This is a genomic window from Niabella agricola (assembly GCF_021538615.1).
Taxonomy (GTDB): Bacteria; Bacteroidota; Bacteroidia; order Chitinophagales; family Chitinophagaceae; genus Niabella; species Niabella agricola.
In genome coordinates this window covers 3,779,441-3,795,107 of record NZ_JAJHIZ010000003.1, presented here as the reverse complement: position 1 = coordinate 3,795,107, position 15,667 = coordinate 3,779,441, and the positions used below count along the sequence as shown (strand labels likewise).

The window sequence follows — 15,667 nt, the reverse complement described above, 5'->3', positions numbered from 1 at the left end:
AAAAGAGCACCTTTACAGGGATCATAATATTATTGAATGGATCCGGAAGATAATAAAGTAGAAGAGCCCCCTGTGCCTTATGGCGTCATTACCTCCATGGATCAGCTGGATATATCGAGGCGCTATTCTTATGCCGATTATTTCCGGTGGGAATTCCAGGAACGGGTGGAACTTTTAAGAGGCCGGATCCATAAAATGAGCCCGGCACCGGGTATGAAGCACCAATCCACATCCTTAAAACTGACACTTAAAATCGGGAACTACTTTGAAGAAAAACCCTGCAACGTTTTTGCAGCGCTCTTTGATGTGCGCCTACCCGACTCTAAAAAGCAAAAAGGGATGAGCTCGTTTTTACAGTAGTACAGCCGAATATCTGCGTTATCTGCGATGCTGAAAAAATAGACGACCGGGGCTGTATCGGTGCCCCGGACCTGGTAATTGAGATCCTCTCACCAGGGAACACTCAAAAAGAGATGGGCATCAAATTTGACCTCTATGAGGAAAGCGGTGTAAAAGAATACTGGCTCGTAGAACCGCAGGATAAAGTGGTCCTTGTGTATCTGTTAAAAGACGGAAAGTTCCAGGGTATCAAGCCCTTTATTGAAACCGATGAAATCAGTTCCGCTGTGTTCCCGGAGTTGAAATTTAACGTGCGCGATATATTTGAATAAAGTACACCAGTCCGGCCATTTTTGTGCATCATTGACGCTTCTTCTTTACTTTTACGGTTCTATGGATACTACAAGTTACAAAGTTAGAGCAGAACAGTTTTCTAAACAGGCGAGCCAACTGAAGCAAAAGTCGGGATGGCTCAGTTTCTTCCGGCTCCTGCTCTTTGCCGTTTTCATCTACCTGCTTTATCAATCTACCCAAACGGGCAGTACCTTAACCATTCTATCCGCTGTCATTTTATTTATTGCCTTTCTGGTGGTTGTAAAATGGTATGACCGGCTGCAGCAAAAGACCACTTATTATAAGGCGCTGGTCAAATACAATACAGATGAGATCGCCTTCCTGGATACCAACCAGTCTCCATATATCAATGGGAAAGCTTATCAGGATCCACATCACCCCTACTCCTACGACCTGGATTTATTTGGTGAAGGCGGGCTTTATGCACACCTGAACCGCTGCAGCACTTCTTTTGGCAGGGAAGCGCTGGCAAACCTGCTGCTAAACCCTGATACAGCAACCATTCTCCAGCGGCAGGAAGCGATTAAAGAACTGGCCGCTCTGGACGATTTCCGTCAACAGCTTTACGCCAGCGGCAGCCTGCAGGAAAACCGCGAAAAAGAACTGAGCCAGCTCATGACCTGGGTACGTGCAGCCAAAACCGGCATCAGCAAACCGCTGTATGCCTTTCTGATGCTTTTCCCGCTGATTACTATTGGCAGTTTATTGTATTACCTGTTTATTTCAGACAGCAACGAAGTATTCCGGATCATCTACAGCTCCTTTGTATTAAACCTCTTCATCGCTTTTGCATTCGGAAAAAAAATTGCAGCCCAGCTAACGGTTTCCTCATCCGTAAATAAAATACTGGCGGCCTATAAAGACCAGCTACGGCGGATTGAAACCCAGGCATTCAACACGCCGCTCCTGCAAGCTTATCAGCGACAGTTAAAACAAGATGCTCCTTCTGCTTCCCGGCAGTTGCACCAGCTGGCTTCTTTGTTCGAATACCTGGAATCCATCGTGAACCTGGTCGTGAGTATCCTGCTGAATGGATTATTCCTGTTTCATGTACACATTCTGTACCGGCTGGGGGTATGGAAAAAAAAGCACGGGGATCATATTGCCGGGTGGCTCGAGGTGATCGGCCAGTTTGAAGCATTGGGCAGTTTGGGCAATTTTTCTTTTAACAATCCCGGCAACTGCTTTCCTGAAATAAACGGCGCCCCTGCGCTGACGGCCACAAACCTGGGACATCCCCTGATCCGCGCTGAAAAAAGGATCTGCAATGATGCGGACTTTCAGCAGCAAAAATTCATTATCCTTACCGGCTCCAACATGAGCGGCAAAAGTACGTTTTTACGCACCGTGGGTATGAACCTGGTACTGGCACGCAGTGGTGCGCCGGTAACGGCAACCCGGTTTGTGTTTTATCCGTTTGATGTATATGTAAGCATGCGTATTACGGATTCATTGCAGGAAAGCGAATCCTTTTTCTATGCAGAATTAAAGCGCCTACAAACCATTGTAGAACACCTCAAAGAAGGGAATACCACATTTGTGATCCTTGATGAGATCCTGCGCGGCACCAACAGCAACGATAAGCGGAACGGCACCATTGGCCTGATCCGGAAAATGGCAGGCTTTGATACGTTTGGCATTATAGCTACGCATGATGTGGTGGTGGCCGATCTCATCAAGGATTATCCCAATTATATCGCCAACAAAGCCTTTGAATCGGAGATCATCAATGATGAGCTGGTCTTTGATTATAAATTGAAAGACGGCGTTTGTACCAAGCTCAGCGCCTCCTACCTGATGAAAAAACTGGGTGTCATCGATCAGTAATAGAGGGCTTGCTTTCGTTTGGGTAAAGGCAATTCTGTTGCCCCCGGTATAAAAGTATCCATCCGCGGCAACGGCCGTTGGATATGCATCCGCTCTGTCCAGCTGCTTTCCTTTGCAGCACCTTTTTCGCGGCAATCTTCTGTTGTACACGTTACGACTACATCCCCGGTGGATAAATTATAATCCAGCTGCGTCATTGAATCGCAGGGGGCTCCAAAATTTATGGTAGCACCTACGAGGTACCAGCTCCCGTTCTGGAACCGGTAGCGGTGCGTATAATGCCATTTCTGGCGGCTGCCTCCAAAATGATGCACCACAATACATTTTCTTGCGATCGCAATACCGCTATAAGGATCACCCATCATACCACCGTTCTGGTCGCCCAGTAAGGGTGCCAGGGTTTGGTACCAAAGCATCCACCGGTCGCCGGTCTTCCGGAAAACAGCCAGGCAGGAGGCGGCACCCATATCTGCCGGCATGGGCGTTTTATATACTACCACCGCTTCATCGCCCGCTATTCCATCCAGATCCCCAAAAACGCTGTCGCGAACCGTCCAATACGCCGGTGTAAAAGCTGCAAGTGTAACGGCGCTGGTAATTTTAATGGTTTCGTCATAGTTGCCCGATGCTACAGCTACATCAAAAGCCTCCTGCTCTTGTTGTTTTTTGGCGGCAATAACCGGGATCTGCGTTAATACGGCCGGCAGTTGTGAAGGATAAGGAGGAAGCCCCGGTACCTTCGGTAATTGCCCGTCCTGGTAATACACAATCTCCCGCGCTTCCAATGCTACCAGCTGTTTTGCACCATATACACCCTGACTACAGGGTTGATAGTACTTCCGTTTTTCAATCCAGTTGTTTTTGTCATCATATTTATATTCGTAGCTTTCGATACCCAACAAATTGCCGGTATATTCTCTCGACTGCTCAAAAACCAGGTCCCCCTGGGCATTGTACCTGCGCAGGGTCCGCAATGATTTTTCGGTACCCTTCATATGATATTGCTGTTCCACGCGTTCGGCATACCCGTAGAAATAGGAATATTCCGTTTTGTTTTCCAATACGCCTTCCGGCTGATACCAGATTTCCGATGTTATAAAACCATGGTCATCATAAGTAAACTGCACCTGCCGGTCGTTAAAAATATAGCCCTTTGTTGCTACCGGCTTATAGCGCCCGTTGATCAGCCGGAAATGCTGAATCTTTGACTGGTATAAAGGACGGTTTTTTATCAGCGCCGATCCGGAAAAGCGATACTCTGCAACGGGGTCTGCGGTTGTATCACTATTATAACCGGTTATCTGCACGATGCTGGTGTTCCCGGAATCTCGGTAGTGATAGGTTGTATAATCATCCACCAGAAGATTTCCCTTGCTGTTGCCGCAACGGACCATGCCTTCAAGCAACCCCTTTTTGTTATACAGCAGCCAGTGTTGCCAGGTTACCATTCCAGGGCGTTCAATCAGCAACAATTGTTGATGGTGCACATCATAGTAATAACGTTCCGTATGTTTCCTATTCCCGTTATAATATTCATAATACAATTTTCTTCCATCCGGGAGGTATTCCGTATATGCCATTGGCTCCATCCGTATGCCTCCGATATTTCTTGTATGTTTTCCCTGGTTTTTTTTATCCGGCATCTGGTAATAACGAACGGAATAAATCTGTTTTGTTTTAAAATTCCCTGTATCGGCAAGAGATGCCGCTATTTCAAAGTTATCCAGATTTTGATTGATGAGTTCAGGATCTTGTGCAGCCGCCTTAAGAAAAAAACCGGAAAGCAGCAACGACAAAAAATAAATCACATATTTCATAAGCCCTACAGAATCAATGATAAAGACCCACTAAAATTACAACATTTAACGCGTGTAACATTCAAGAGAATGCAGGAGCCGGATTTCCGACAGGATTTCAGATAATCGATTTTCAAAATAAATTTATCGATTTACAATAAATTTATTTTGAAATTTGATAAAAATAATCCAGCTTTGTGCAAAAATCAAACATATGAAGTCGCAGCCTGCTATCGGAATGTTAAAAGTGCTTGCTTATATCGGTTTTTATCTGCTGATCTTTTTCACGGCTTTATTTCTGGTGAAATCGATGTTGAATGTAGCCGGCATAAAGCCGGATTTCCGGTCCGGTAATTTTCGTGAGCTTAGCTTAAATGTCCGGTCCTTTGGATCTGCGACATCACCGGTGATTACAAACGCCGGAGCCACGGCCAAATATGAGCAGGTAAACAGCCGGTATGTGGTCAGCGTTCATCCCAATACACCGGCAGGCTATTATACCGTATTTATAAAAACAGTGTATATGGCTTTGGGCATATGGGTTCTGTGGCTTTTTATACGGGTACTAAAAAGCATCAACAAAGGCGAATCGCCCTTTCACCTAAAGATCATCCGTTACCTCCGCCTGATGGCCCTGGCTTTTATTTTAAATGATGTTATTAAGGCGCTCGACTACCTGGTTGAGGGCCGGATATTGCGGCAGCTGTTCCCGGCCATGCATTTTCAGTTAGAAACAGAAATTGGAAATGGTTTAATCACGGGTTTAATCATCTGGGTCATTGCCTTTGTATATGCAAGCGGAGTAAAACTGCAAACTGACCAGGCGCTCACTATTTAAATTACCGGAATGCAAACAAAACGTTCATCCACTATTTTATTGAGGTCCCTGCTTTTTTACGTCTGTACAACCTTACTCTTTGTTGCAATGTCGGCAATTGTACCAATGACTGGCATCCGCCCGGTATCTACGGCAACAATCGGAGCGGCGGCTGCGCTTACGTTTATAATACTTATTTTCTTTTGCCACAGGGATAAGATAACATTAAAACAGACGGGCGTCTATTTCCATAAGCAGAGCCTTCCCCGTTTTTTAAAGGGATTTATTGCGGGCATCCTGATGGTCCTTATCTGGGTATTGCTCGTTGTATGGATAACGCCCGTCCGATTATCGCGAAGTGCAGCTCCCGGTACCGGTGCCGTTTTTTCTGCGCTGCTGCTTTATCTGCTTGTAGCCACAAGAGAAGAACTGGTATTCCGCTCCTACTTTTTAACACGTTTGGCTACGGCTTATGGTCGTTTGGCCGCATTGATGATCGTGACCGCCGTTTTCATTCTTGAACACCGTTTGGCGGGCATGAGCTGGCACATGGCGGTAATAGGTTCAGGAATGGGTGGGCTTTTATTCGGGCTGGCCGCCATAAAAACAAAGGGGATTGCCCTTCCCCTGGGTCTTCATAGTGCCTGGAATTTTGGTCGCTGGATGTTTGGACTGACCGGCAGTACCGGTATCTGGCATTATACGTATACACAAGGGAGTGAAGCCCGGGGAACAACCACTGCGCTGACGATGCATGCCATTATTTTCCTGGCGGCCATCATCGTCCTCTTTATTTCCGGGAAAACCGCCAACCGGCCCTTTTCACGCACAGTTGCTAAGATTTTTAAATGATTTACAAATGAAAACAAAACAAATCATCCAACTTTTAAATGTGCTCGCCTGGATCATATTTATTGCCCTATGTGTTGAAGCCGGCGCCATCATGGTCAGCAGCGTCCTGTGGCTGATACTACCCGGCTACGCCCACCATTTATACAAATGGGAAGATCTATCGCCTTTATTTGAATATGATAAAGGACATTTTACAGCCATCATCATTGTGATAAGCATTGTAACCCTATTAAAGACCCTGCTTTTTTATATGGTTATTAAATTGATGCGCAATAAAAACCTTAAGTTCGCCCGGCCGTTCAGTACAGAAGTGAACCGGTTTATTTTATATGGGGCCGTTATTGCGTTCTTCATTGGCCTGTTTTCAAAATACGGTTTTAAATATGCACAATGGCTATTTTCAAAAGGGGTACACATGCCGGATGCGGCCGATTTAAAATTAGACGGGCCGGATGTATGGATACTAATGGGCGTTATTCTTTTTGTAATTGCCCAGGGTTTTAAAAGAGGTGTAGAGCTCCAACAGGAAAATGATTTAACCGTATAACCATGCCCATCATCATTAATTTAGACGTCATGATGGCCCGCCGGAAAATGTCGCTCAACGAGCTGAGCGAAAAAGTGGGCATTACGCTTTCCAATCTTTCTATCCTGAAAAACGGCAAAGCCCGGGCTATCCGCATTGAAACGCTGGAAGCAATCTGCAGGGCACTGGATTGCCAGCCCGGCGATATTATTGAATACCGGAAAGAAAATGCATAAAAAAATATAAATCTTTTCAACCATTGTAACTTTTTTTGGTTTTAAACGACTAACAGCTGACGCTTACATAAAATTGACCTTCAATGACAAAAAAATACCCGGGATTTATACTGTTTTCCCTGATCCTTTGTATCCAGAGCTATGCCCAAAAAACATCGGTTACCGGCATTGTAATGGACAGCAGTGCCAATGTGCGGCTGGCCAATGCCTCAGTGGTGCTCCTGCAGGATAAAGATTCGTTTATTGTAGCCGATACCCGCGCCGATAAAGACGGAAAATTTGCATTTCATAACCTTAGTGATACAGCGCGGTATGTATTATTTTTCAGTTACCCGAAATATGCCGACTACTCGCACCGGATCTTTATGGGGGATGCAAAAAACAACCTGTTCAACATGAACAAGGTGAACATGATCCTTAAAGAAAAACTGCTGCAGGAAGTGATCGTAAAATCGCAGGTCAGCGCGATAAAGATAAAAGGAGACACCACCGAGTATACGGCAGATAGCTTTAAAGTACAGGCCAACGCCACGGTGGAGGAGCTGCTCCGGCAACTGCCCGGCTTGCAGGTAGATCAGTATGGTAATATCACCGCCCAGGGGCAAAAAGTAAAAAAAGTGCTGGTGGATGGCGAGGAGTTTTTTGGAGATGACCCTACCCTGGTTACCCGAAATCTCAGGGCGGATATGATCGACAAGGTACAGGTATACGATAAAAAGTCCGATGCAGCCGCATTTACGGGCATTGAAGATGGGGTAAAGGATAAAACCATCAATCTGAAAATCAAAGAAGATAAGAATCATGGCGTATTTGGCAAGGCCGAAGCCGGCGGCGGTACGGATCAGCATTATAATGCCCAGGGAATGCTAAACGCCTTTAAAGGCAAACGGAAAATGGCCGTTTACGGAACCACCAGCAATATCGGCCGCACCGGTTTGGGTTCCGCCGATAAAGAAAAGATCGGGAGCGATGAGGATGGAAATGGTACATATTCCGGAAAGGGATTGCCCAGGGCCACCTCTGCGGGATTACATTATGATAAAAAATGGGGGGAGGATAAGAACAGCATTAACAGCAATTATAAATTCAATATGACCAATGTGGAGGGCAATGATCAAACCATATCCCAAAATAACCTTCCCACCGGCTTAATTCTCAGCAACGCCAACAATCATTTTGAAAACAGCAGTAACAGCCATAAGGCGAATGCCAAATATATTCACAAGTTTGATACCACTTCCACCGTTACCATCTATACCGATGGCTCTATCAACAACAGCAAAAATAAAAGCAATGGAATGACCCGGAACCTGAGGGGCGACAGCAGCCTGCTTTACAATAACCAAAGCTCCAGTTCCAATGACTACGATTATAATGCCTATAATCTGAACCTATCCTGGGAGAAAAAATTAAAGAAATACGGCCGGACACTTTCGTTTTACCTGAACAATAACTTTTCTAATGATGCATCACGGGGTGAAAGCCGCTCTCTAAGCGACTTTTACAATAGGCAGGGCGAACTCGATAGTACCAGGGAGCTTCATTTGCAACGGAAGATGAACGACGACTGGCGCACCCTTAGCTTCAACGCCAACTATACCGAACCGCTTACATCAAAATTATCGCTGCTGGTCAATTATAAGCTCAACAACGAAGAATTGCACGATGACAAGCGCTCCTTTGATCTTGTTAAGGATCCTTCAGGAGCCACAATGGATAAAAAGTTCAGTACCCTCATGAACAGCACCATTTGGGGTAACCAGGCCGGCGCCGCGTTGAACTATGCTTCCAAAAAATTTATTGCCAAAATCGGTAACAATGTCAAACTGGTACGCATGAATATCGAAGACCGCTACCGTCCGCTCACGTTTGACAAACAGTTCTGGAACTGGAATCCTCAGGCCAGTGTGAATTATAAATTCAGTAACTATAAAAGTTTAAATGTAAGCTACAACGGTAACAGCACCAATCCTGAGCGAACCCAGCTGCTTCCGCTGGCCTTCAACAATGGCCAGTTATCCACCTACCTGCCCAACCTGGATCTGAAGAACAGTTTTTCCAATAACCTGAGCGCCTACTATAATACGGTGAGGGTAGTGTCGCAGACTTACGCCGGCGGTTATGCCAATTACAGCAGGGTTTCGAATCCCATCGTCAACAGCGTTTTGGTAGATACCTCCGGCGCCTACACGTACCAGTTTGTAAACATGCAGGGCTATACCAACCAGAACTACAATGCCAGCCTTTATTACTCCAAAAAAATACAGGCCTGGGAGCTGCAGGCCGGAGCCTATGGCAGCATCAGCGGTGGAAATACCTTCAGCATGATCAACCGTGCGGTAAACAAACTCAATTATACCACCTATACCCTGGGCCTGGAATTTTTCAAAACCAAGATGAAGGAATACAGTCTTTACCTTACCGCCAGCGGGGGTTATACCTTAAACAGCTCCTCGCTCCAACCCGGAAGCAATAACAATTACTTCTTTTATAATCTTAACCCGTCGGCAGATATTTACTTCCTTAAAAAATTCCAGCTGCATACGGATCTGGGCTATTTGTGGCAGCAGAAAAGCAAGGCCTTTAGCGATAATTTCACCCGCACCATCTGGAACGCCTGGGTGGGCCGCAATTTCCTGAAGAACGACCAGCTGACCATTAAAATATCCTGTAATGATATCCTCAACGAGAACAATGGTTATGCGCGTACCGCCAATAACACGTTCTTTTCCGAAAACCGGTACACCACTATCCGGCGTTTCTTTATGGTGGGTGCCACCTGGAGCTTTACAAAATTTAATAACCTTAAGCAATAACTTTTCATGAAACGCATTTATCTGGCTTTAATACTGATAATAGGGGCGCTGGGCCCGGTGCAGGCGCAATATGCGGCCTTTGTAAACAGTGGCCGAATCACCTTTGAACGGAAAGTGAATACTTTTGCTGCTATGCAGATCTTCCTGAAGGAAACCAAACAGGTACCGGAAGATCAGCTGGGCACTTTTATGCAGAAATACCGCAGTACCGCCCCGCAGTTCTGGACCGATAGCTTTGAACTGTATTTTGACAACAAACATAGCCTTTACCAGCCGCAGAACCCCGACATCGAGTTTTCGAAAAACTTTGCCATTCCTGTAGCCTATAAAAACAAAGTATACAGCAACTTTGAAACAAAAGAAGCACAAACCATTAAACAGGCTTTTGAAAAATCCTTTTTTATAACGGACTCTCTGAAAAACATAAAGTGGAAACTTACCGATGAAACCCGGGAGATAGCCGGGTACCAGTGCCACCGGGCCAATGCGTTGTTCTTTGACTCTATTTACGTGGTTGCTTTTTATACCGACGAGATCCTTACAAAAGGGGGACCCGAATCGTTTAATGGTCTCCCGGGTATGATCCTGGGCATTGCCATTCCCCACCAGCATATTACCATTTTTGCCAAAACCGTTACTGGTGTGGACACGGCGCCCGACAAATGGAAGCTGCCGGTGCAGGGGAAAAACACCCTTGTAAACAATAAAGAATTTAACGCAACTACGGCCAAAATGCTGAAACAATTTGGGCTTACCTCGCCCTGGGTGCAATTCTTTATGGACCTGTAGTTACTATTTTCAAAAAACGCAATAAAACCCGGGAGGTCTGAAAAGGATGTGCATCCGGCCAGGAGGCATTCCACCCATCGCGGTTTTATGAATCGGTTAAAGGCGCTTCCCGGCGAAGACCGCAAAAACCTGTAATCGTTTTTTAAACCCTTTGTCAACTTTTTTTCAGGACACGTCAGTCAACTTTTTTAGGACGAGTCACAATTTTGTAACACCATTTTTTGTAGCAAAAAAAAGCTACAAAGTTTCACGCTACAAAATTGCCTTCGATTTGGTCGCCTTATGGTTATCCGTAAACAGATCCTGATCCGCCTCGGCTTACAGAACGGTACCGCCATATAAAACAAAAGATGGCTGCCCGTTGAGACTGCCATCTTTTAAATTCTTGAATGGATACCTTGCCCCGCGTGCCGGACCGTTACGAATTATGAAAATTCATACCCAATATCTCTTCGATAATACATATCATCGAAGTGTATCTGCTCCAGGATTGCCTTTGAGCGGCCAACGGCTTCCGTAACCGAGTGGCCAAATGCCGTGGCACAAAGCACTCTTCCTCCACTGGTCACCACCTGTCCATCCAGCTCCTTTGTACCCGCCTGAAACAGGATGGCATCGCTCAATGGCTGACCCAGTCCGGTTATTTTAAATCCCTTCTCATAATCGCCCGGATAACCCCCGCTTACAGCCATTACGGTTACCGCGGTACGTGGATCTTCCTCGATCGTAATTTCAGAAAGCCGGTGCTCAGCAGCCGCTTTACATACAGTGGCAATATCGTTTTTCAGCCGGGGCATCACTACTTCTGTTTCCGGGTCGCCCATACGGCAATTGTATTCGATCACAAACGGATCATCGCCCACTTTGATCAGGCCGATAAACACAAACCCTGTATAATCGATCTGTTCTTTTGCTAACCCATCCACTGTAGGTATAATAATACGGTCCGTTACTTTTTGCATAAACGCAGCATCGGCAAACGGCACCGGGCTAACCGCCCCCATGCCCCCGGTATTCAACCCGGAATCCTTCTCCCCGATACGTTTATAATCCTTGGCCTGCGGCAGCACCACATATTCCTTTCCGTCGGTAACCAGGAACACACTCATTTCAATCCCTGATAAAAATTCCTCTACCACTACTTTACGGCTGGCTTCACCGAATTTTGCCTCCTGGATCATGGCTTCAAACTCCGCCACCGCCTGCTCATTGGTCTGACAGATTACCACTCCTTTTCCGGCGGCCAATCCATCGGCCTTTAACACCACCGGCAATGCATGGGTTTCCAGATACCGGATCCCTTCTTCATAATTCGCTTCGGTAAATTCTTTGTAACCAGCTGTCGGAATCTGGTGACGTTCCATAAAGGCTTTTGCAAAGGCCTTGCTTCCTTCCAGCTGCGCGCCAAACTGCGAGGGGCCAATCAACGATATGGCTTTCAGCGCTTCATCTGCCAGGAAAAAATCCCGGATCCCTTTTACCAGGGGCTCTTCCGGTCCTACCACCACCATTTCAATGCCGGTTTCCCGGCAAAATGCACCGATGCCTTCAAAATCATTCACACCCAGGTTTACGTTGGTTCCAAGCGCCGCCGTTCCCGGGTTTCCCGGGGCGATAAACAGTTCATGATTCCCGCGCGTCTTCATATTCCAGGCTAAAGCATGCTCCCGCCCCCCGCTTCCTAAGACCAGTATTTTCATTTTTTTGCTTTTGATCAATATTAAGGGCGGAAAGATAGCCATAAAATGAAAAAAAAAGGTGATTCCGGATTTTTCTGTACTTTGGCCGGTAATTTTTAAATAGAATATATGACCCAGGTACCCGCCAAAGCGAAACATCACCGCTCGCTGTTTGTGTTATTTATTACCGAAATGTGGGAGCGTTTCGGATACTATTTGATGGTTGGAATTTTATTTCTTTACCTCACAGATAACAAAACGGGGGGAAAAGGATTTGACAATAAAACGGGTGCCGACATTGTGGGCACCTTTATTGCATTGGTATATTTAACTCCCTTTATCGGAGGCCTGCTAGCCGACCGGTATCTAGGGTACATCAAATCTATTTTTTTAGGCGGCACCCTGCTGGCAGCCGGTTACATCGGGCTGGCCATTCCCGGGGATACGGCCATGTTCGTTTCACTGGGACTGATCTGTATCGGCAACGGCTTTTTTAAACCCAATATTTCCACCATCCTTGGTAATATTTATAATAGAGAAGAATTAAAGCCTTTAAAAGACAACGCGTACAATATTTTTTATATGGGCGTAAACATCGGCGCCCTTTTCTGCAATTTTGCAGCAGCTTATCTGCGCAATACCTATGGCTGGGGTTATGCTTTTGCAGCCGCAGGTGTAGGATTGATCCTGGGCCTCATCTGGCTGGCCACACAATTGAAGCATGTTAAAGAAGGGGATATCAAAAAGCCCCTGCAAAAAGAAGACATGCCTATGTCGAAGATCATGCTTTACGTGTTTTTACCCGCAATCATAGCTGCCGTTATTGGTTGGATCATTCCCGGAAACCTGTTTGGGTCTGATACCAACGATGCTTTTATGTTTGCCTGTGTGCCCGTGATCATCTTTTATGTAAACATCTGGCGTAAAGCACAGGGGTCCGACAAACGGTCGATTGGGGCCTTGTTGTTCATTTTTGCCATTTCCATTATTTTCTGGACCATCTATAACCAGAATTCAACGGGTCTTACCATTTGGGCACAAACCTATACCGACCGTAAAGTAAGCGGTACCACCGAACAGATTGCAGGCAAACTGGGTTTCCTTGAAAAAGTAACGGATAGCCTGCGACAAACTGATAAAGTAGACGGCCATTTGATTCCGGTAACCGACACCAGTTCGGTGATCCAGGCCGTAAAAGGCAAGGATCTTCTGCTGGCGAACGGTAACCTGGTAGACTCTGCCACAAGGATCGTACAGGTACAGGGGCCCGATCCTTATTATAATAATGTGCCCCCATCCGAATGGCCGCAGGGAAAGGTGGAGCGGTTGGCCAATACGGAACTGTTTCAATCGATCAATCCGTTTTTCATTGTGGTGCTGACCCCCATATTGGTGGGACTGCTGGTGTGGTTGCGGAAACGGCGCAGTGAGCCCACCACCTCGGCGAAATTTGGCCTGGCCCTGTTCATTTCCGGCCTTTCGGCCCTGGCGATGGTATTTGCAGTAATGTCTGTTCCCTCGGTTTACACGAATAAAACAGCAGCTTACTGGCTGTTTATCACCTATTTTGTATTTACGATCAGCGAGATCTTATTGAGCCCGATCGGTTTGTCGTTTGTATCCAAGCTCTCCCCTCCCCGGCTTACAGCGCTCATGATGGGCGGCTGGTTCCTTTCCACATCGCTGGGCGGAAAAGTGGCCGGTGTAATGGCCAGCCAGTGGGATCATTTTGCTGATAAGAAGATTTTCTTCCTGATCATTGCGGTTGCCGCCTTTATCGGAGGTTTCTGGATCTTTGCCCGGATCAAATCATTAAATGCGATTGTAAAAGAGCGGACGGGTTCTGCCTGATCGCGCCATTGGGCAAATAATCGTCTTAAAAGACACGTAGTTCCATACTGCGTGTTTTTTTTATTTTATAAACGATCATTTGTTATCTTTCGCCCCTGAAACCAATTGGTCATGTGGAAAAGACATCCCAAGGCGCTGCCTTTTTTATTTTTTAGTGAGATGTGGGAGCGTTTTGGCTTCTATCTGTTACTGGGTATTTTTACGTTTTACCTGAAAGATGCCGCCGGTGGCTTTGGCATGGACGAAAAAGAGTCGGCCTCCCTTTATGGTACATTTATCGCGCTCATCTATTTTACACCTTTCCTGGGAGGACTGCTGGCCGACCGTAAAATGGGATACTGCAATTCCATTATCATTGGCGGATTGCTGATGGGTATGGGTTATTGCCTCATGAGTGTGCGCTCCGTACCCATGCTGTACCTGGCCATGACCCTCATCATTATTGGCAACGGGTTCTTTAAACCCAATATTTCTACCCTGCTGGGCAATGTATATTCTACGCCTCAATATCAGGATAAAAAGGATGAAGGATACAACATCTTTTATATGGGCATAAATATCGGCGCCTTTATCTGTAATTTTTTCGGCGCGGCCCTTTATACCACCATCGGCTGGGGTGCTGCTTTTATCGCTGCCGGTGTGGGCATGTTCCTCGGAGTGATCATTTTTGTGGTTGGCATGCGGCATTACAAAGCATTTGATACCCGTAAGCCGCTGAAAGAAGGCGATATGTCCATGGCCCGGATATTCAGCCTGGTAGTACTGCCCGCCCTGGTTTTTGGAGCGGCCGGTTACCTGGTAAAAGGCCCCGACGGCGCTATTTTTGATAGCAGCAGTACGGATGCTTTTATTTTTGCCTGCTTCCCGGTTGCAGTATTCTTTATAGCGCTCCTGTTTCGTAGTCCGAAAGAGGAACGGCGCCCCATGGCGGCGCTGCTGTCGATCTTTGCCGTGGTCATCTTATTCTGGGCCATTTTCAAACAGAACGGTTCCGCGCTCAATACCTGGGCCAGCCGGTATACCGAGCGGCATGTGCAAGGTACACAGGGCAAGGTCCTCAGCGCGTTGAAATTAACCGAAACCATTACCTATAAAAAGGATTCTGTTACCTTGCTCGACAATCAGTTCCGCAAAATAAAAGAAAACGGCAAAGAGGTAAAAAGGCTGGATTATCCTTCGTATTTTAAAAATATGAACCTGGCGGAAACCCCGCTGAAGGACGGCGACCAGGTGAAGGCCTGGGCACCTTCGCTTTCGCAATCGATCAACCCGTTCTGGGTCATCGTACTCACCCCCTTACTGGTGGCCTTTTTTACCTGGCTCCGAAGGAAAGGAAAAGAGCCCTCCACGCCTTCAAAAATTGCGCTCGGCCTGCTGGTGTCGGCCTTTTCGGTACTGGTGATGCTATTTGCAGTAAAAGCAGGAAATAACGGCGCAGAAAAGGTAAGCATCTGGTGGCTGGTAGCCAGTTACGGAGTTATTACCATCGGAGAACTTTTTTTAAGCCCGATGGGACTATCGCTGGTATCCAAATTAAGCCCCGTGCGTATTACCTCCCTGATGATGGGCGGATGGTTCCTGGCCATCTCCATTGGCAACAAACTGAGTGGTATCCTTTCCAGCAAATGGGATGAATATACCAATAAAGAAAGCTACTTTTGGCTGAATTTCATATTGCTTTTTAGTGCCGCCTTATTCCTTTTTGCGATCTTAAGATGGTTAAACAAAGTAATGAAGGAAAAAGGCGTCGCATAAAGCAGACTGACAGGAGCTGGAAAAGGACAA

General features: G+C 46.3%; 13 protein-coding genes. 11 read left to right on the top strand and 2 right to left on the bottom strand.

From position 1 onward, the window contains the following. Nucleotides 1–36: 36 nt before the first annotated feature. The 3 genes from LL912_RS26010 (at nucleotide 37) to LL912_RS21190 (ending at nucleotide 2,520) form a co-directional block, all read left to right on the top strand. Complete coding sequence (locus LL912_RS26010) at nucleotides 37–360, top strand: Uma2 family endonuclease (RefSeq protein ID WP_255785802.1); 324 nt, start codon at nucleotides 37–39, stop codon at nucleotides 358–360. 11 nt (nucleotides 361–371) lie between these two features. Beyond that, nucleotides 372–671: a Uma2 family endonuclease gene (locus tag LL912_RS26005; RefSeq protein ID WP_319941349.1), complete on the top strand. Its 300-nt coding sequence runs from the start codon at nucleotides 372–374 to the stop codon at nucleotides 669–671. Between the two features lie 61 nt (nucleotides 672–732). Further along, nucleotides 733–2,520, top strand: coding sequence for a MutS-related protein (locus tag LL912_RS21190; RefSeq protein ID WP_235555612.1), 1,788 nt, complete (start codon nucleotides 733–735; stop codon nucleotides 2,518–2,520). Here the strand turns inward: LL912_RS21190 and LL912_RS21185 are convergent. Next, nucleotides 2,514–4,337, bottom strand: a complete 1,824-nt coding sequence (locus tag LL912_RS21185) for a hypothetical protein (protein ID WP_235555611.1) — start codon at nucleotides 4,335–4,337, stop codon at nucleotides 2,514–2,516. The two genes, LL912_RS21190 and LL912_RS21185, sit on opposite strands and share 7 nt — an antisense overlap. Before the next feature lie 193 nt (nucleotides 4,338–4,530). Between LL912_RS21185 and LL912_RS21180 the strand changes: the two genes are divergently transcribed. The 6 genes from LL912_RS21180 (at nucleotide 4,531) to LL912_RS21155 (ending at nucleotide 10,352) form a co-directional block, all read left to right on the top strand. Further along, nucleotides 4,531–5,154: a DUF2975 domain-containing protein gene (locus LL912_RS21180; RefSeq protein ID WP_235555610.1), complete on the top strand. Its 624-nt coding sequence runs from the start codon at nucleotides 4,531–4,533 to the stop codon at nucleotides 5,152–5,154. A gap of 87 nt (nucleotides 5,155–5,241) precedes the next feature. Next, complete coding sequence (locus tag LL912_RS21175) at nucleotides 5,242–5,985, top strand: CPBP family intramembrane glutamic endopeptidase (RefSeq protein WP_235555609.1); 744 nt, start codon at nucleotides 5,242–5,244, stop codon at nucleotides 5,983–5,985. A gap of 7 nt (nucleotides 5,986–5,992) precedes the next feature. Further along, entirely contained in the window at nucleotides 5,993–6,532 is a 540-nt protein-coding gene (locus LL912_RS21170) for a hypothetical protein (RefSeq protein ID WP_235555608.1), read from the top strand. A 2-nt stretch (nucleotides 6,533–6,534) separates the two neighbouring features. Next, nucleotides 6,535–6,747 (top strand): helix-turn-helix domain-containing protein, encoded by a 213-nt coding sequence (locus LL912_RS21165; RefSeq protein ID WP_235555607.1) that lies wholly within the window; start codon nucleotides 6,535–6,537, stop codon nucleotides 6,745–6,747. Between the two features lie 83 nt (nucleotides 6,748–6,830). Next, the gene (locus LL912_RS21160; RefSeq protein ID WP_235555606.1) at nucleotides 6,831–9,563 is read left to right on the top strand and encodes a TonB-dependent receptor; all 2,733 of its coding nucleotides are present in this window, start codon (nucleotides 6,831–6,833) and stop codon (nucleotides 9,561–9,563) included. A 6-nt stretch (nucleotides 9,564–9,569) separates the two neighbouring features. Next, nucleotides 9,570–10,352 (top strand): GLPGLI family protein, encoded by a 783-nt coding sequence (locus LL912_RS21155; protein WP_235555605.1) that lies wholly within the window; start codon nucleotides 9,570–9,572, stop codon nucleotides 10,350–10,352. A gap of 425 nt (nucleotides 10,353–10,777) precedes the next feature. Here LL912_RS21155 and purD read toward each other — a convergent pair whose 3' ends face one another. Beyond that, the gene (gene purD, locus LL912_RS21150) at nucleotides 10,778–12,052 is read right to left on the bottom strand and encodes a phosphoribosylamine--glycine ligase (RefSeq protein ID WP_235555604.1); all 1,275 of its coding nucleotides are present in this window, start codon (nucleotides 12,050–12,052) and stop codon (nucleotides 10,778–10,780) included. 108 nt (nucleotides 12,053–12,160) lie between these two features. Here purD and LL912_RS21145 point away from each other — a divergent pair, with 108 nt between their 5' ends. Both LL912_RS21145 and LL912_RS21140 read left to right on the top strand, forming a co-directional pair. Next, nucleotides 12,161–13,882, top strand: coding sequence for a peptide MFS transporter (locus LL912_RS21145; protein ID WP_235555603.1), 1,722 nt, complete (start codon nucleotides 12,161–12,163; stop codon nucleotides 13,880–13,882). Between the two features lie 111 nt (nucleotides 13,883–13,993). Beyond that, complete coding sequence (locus LL912_RS21140) at nucleotides 13,994–15,637, top strand: peptide MFS transporter (RefSeq protein ID WP_235555602.1); 1,644 nt, start codon at nucleotides 13,994–13,996, stop codon at nucleotides 15,635–15,637. The last annotated feature ends 30 nt before the right edge of the window (nucleotides 15,638–15,667 follow it).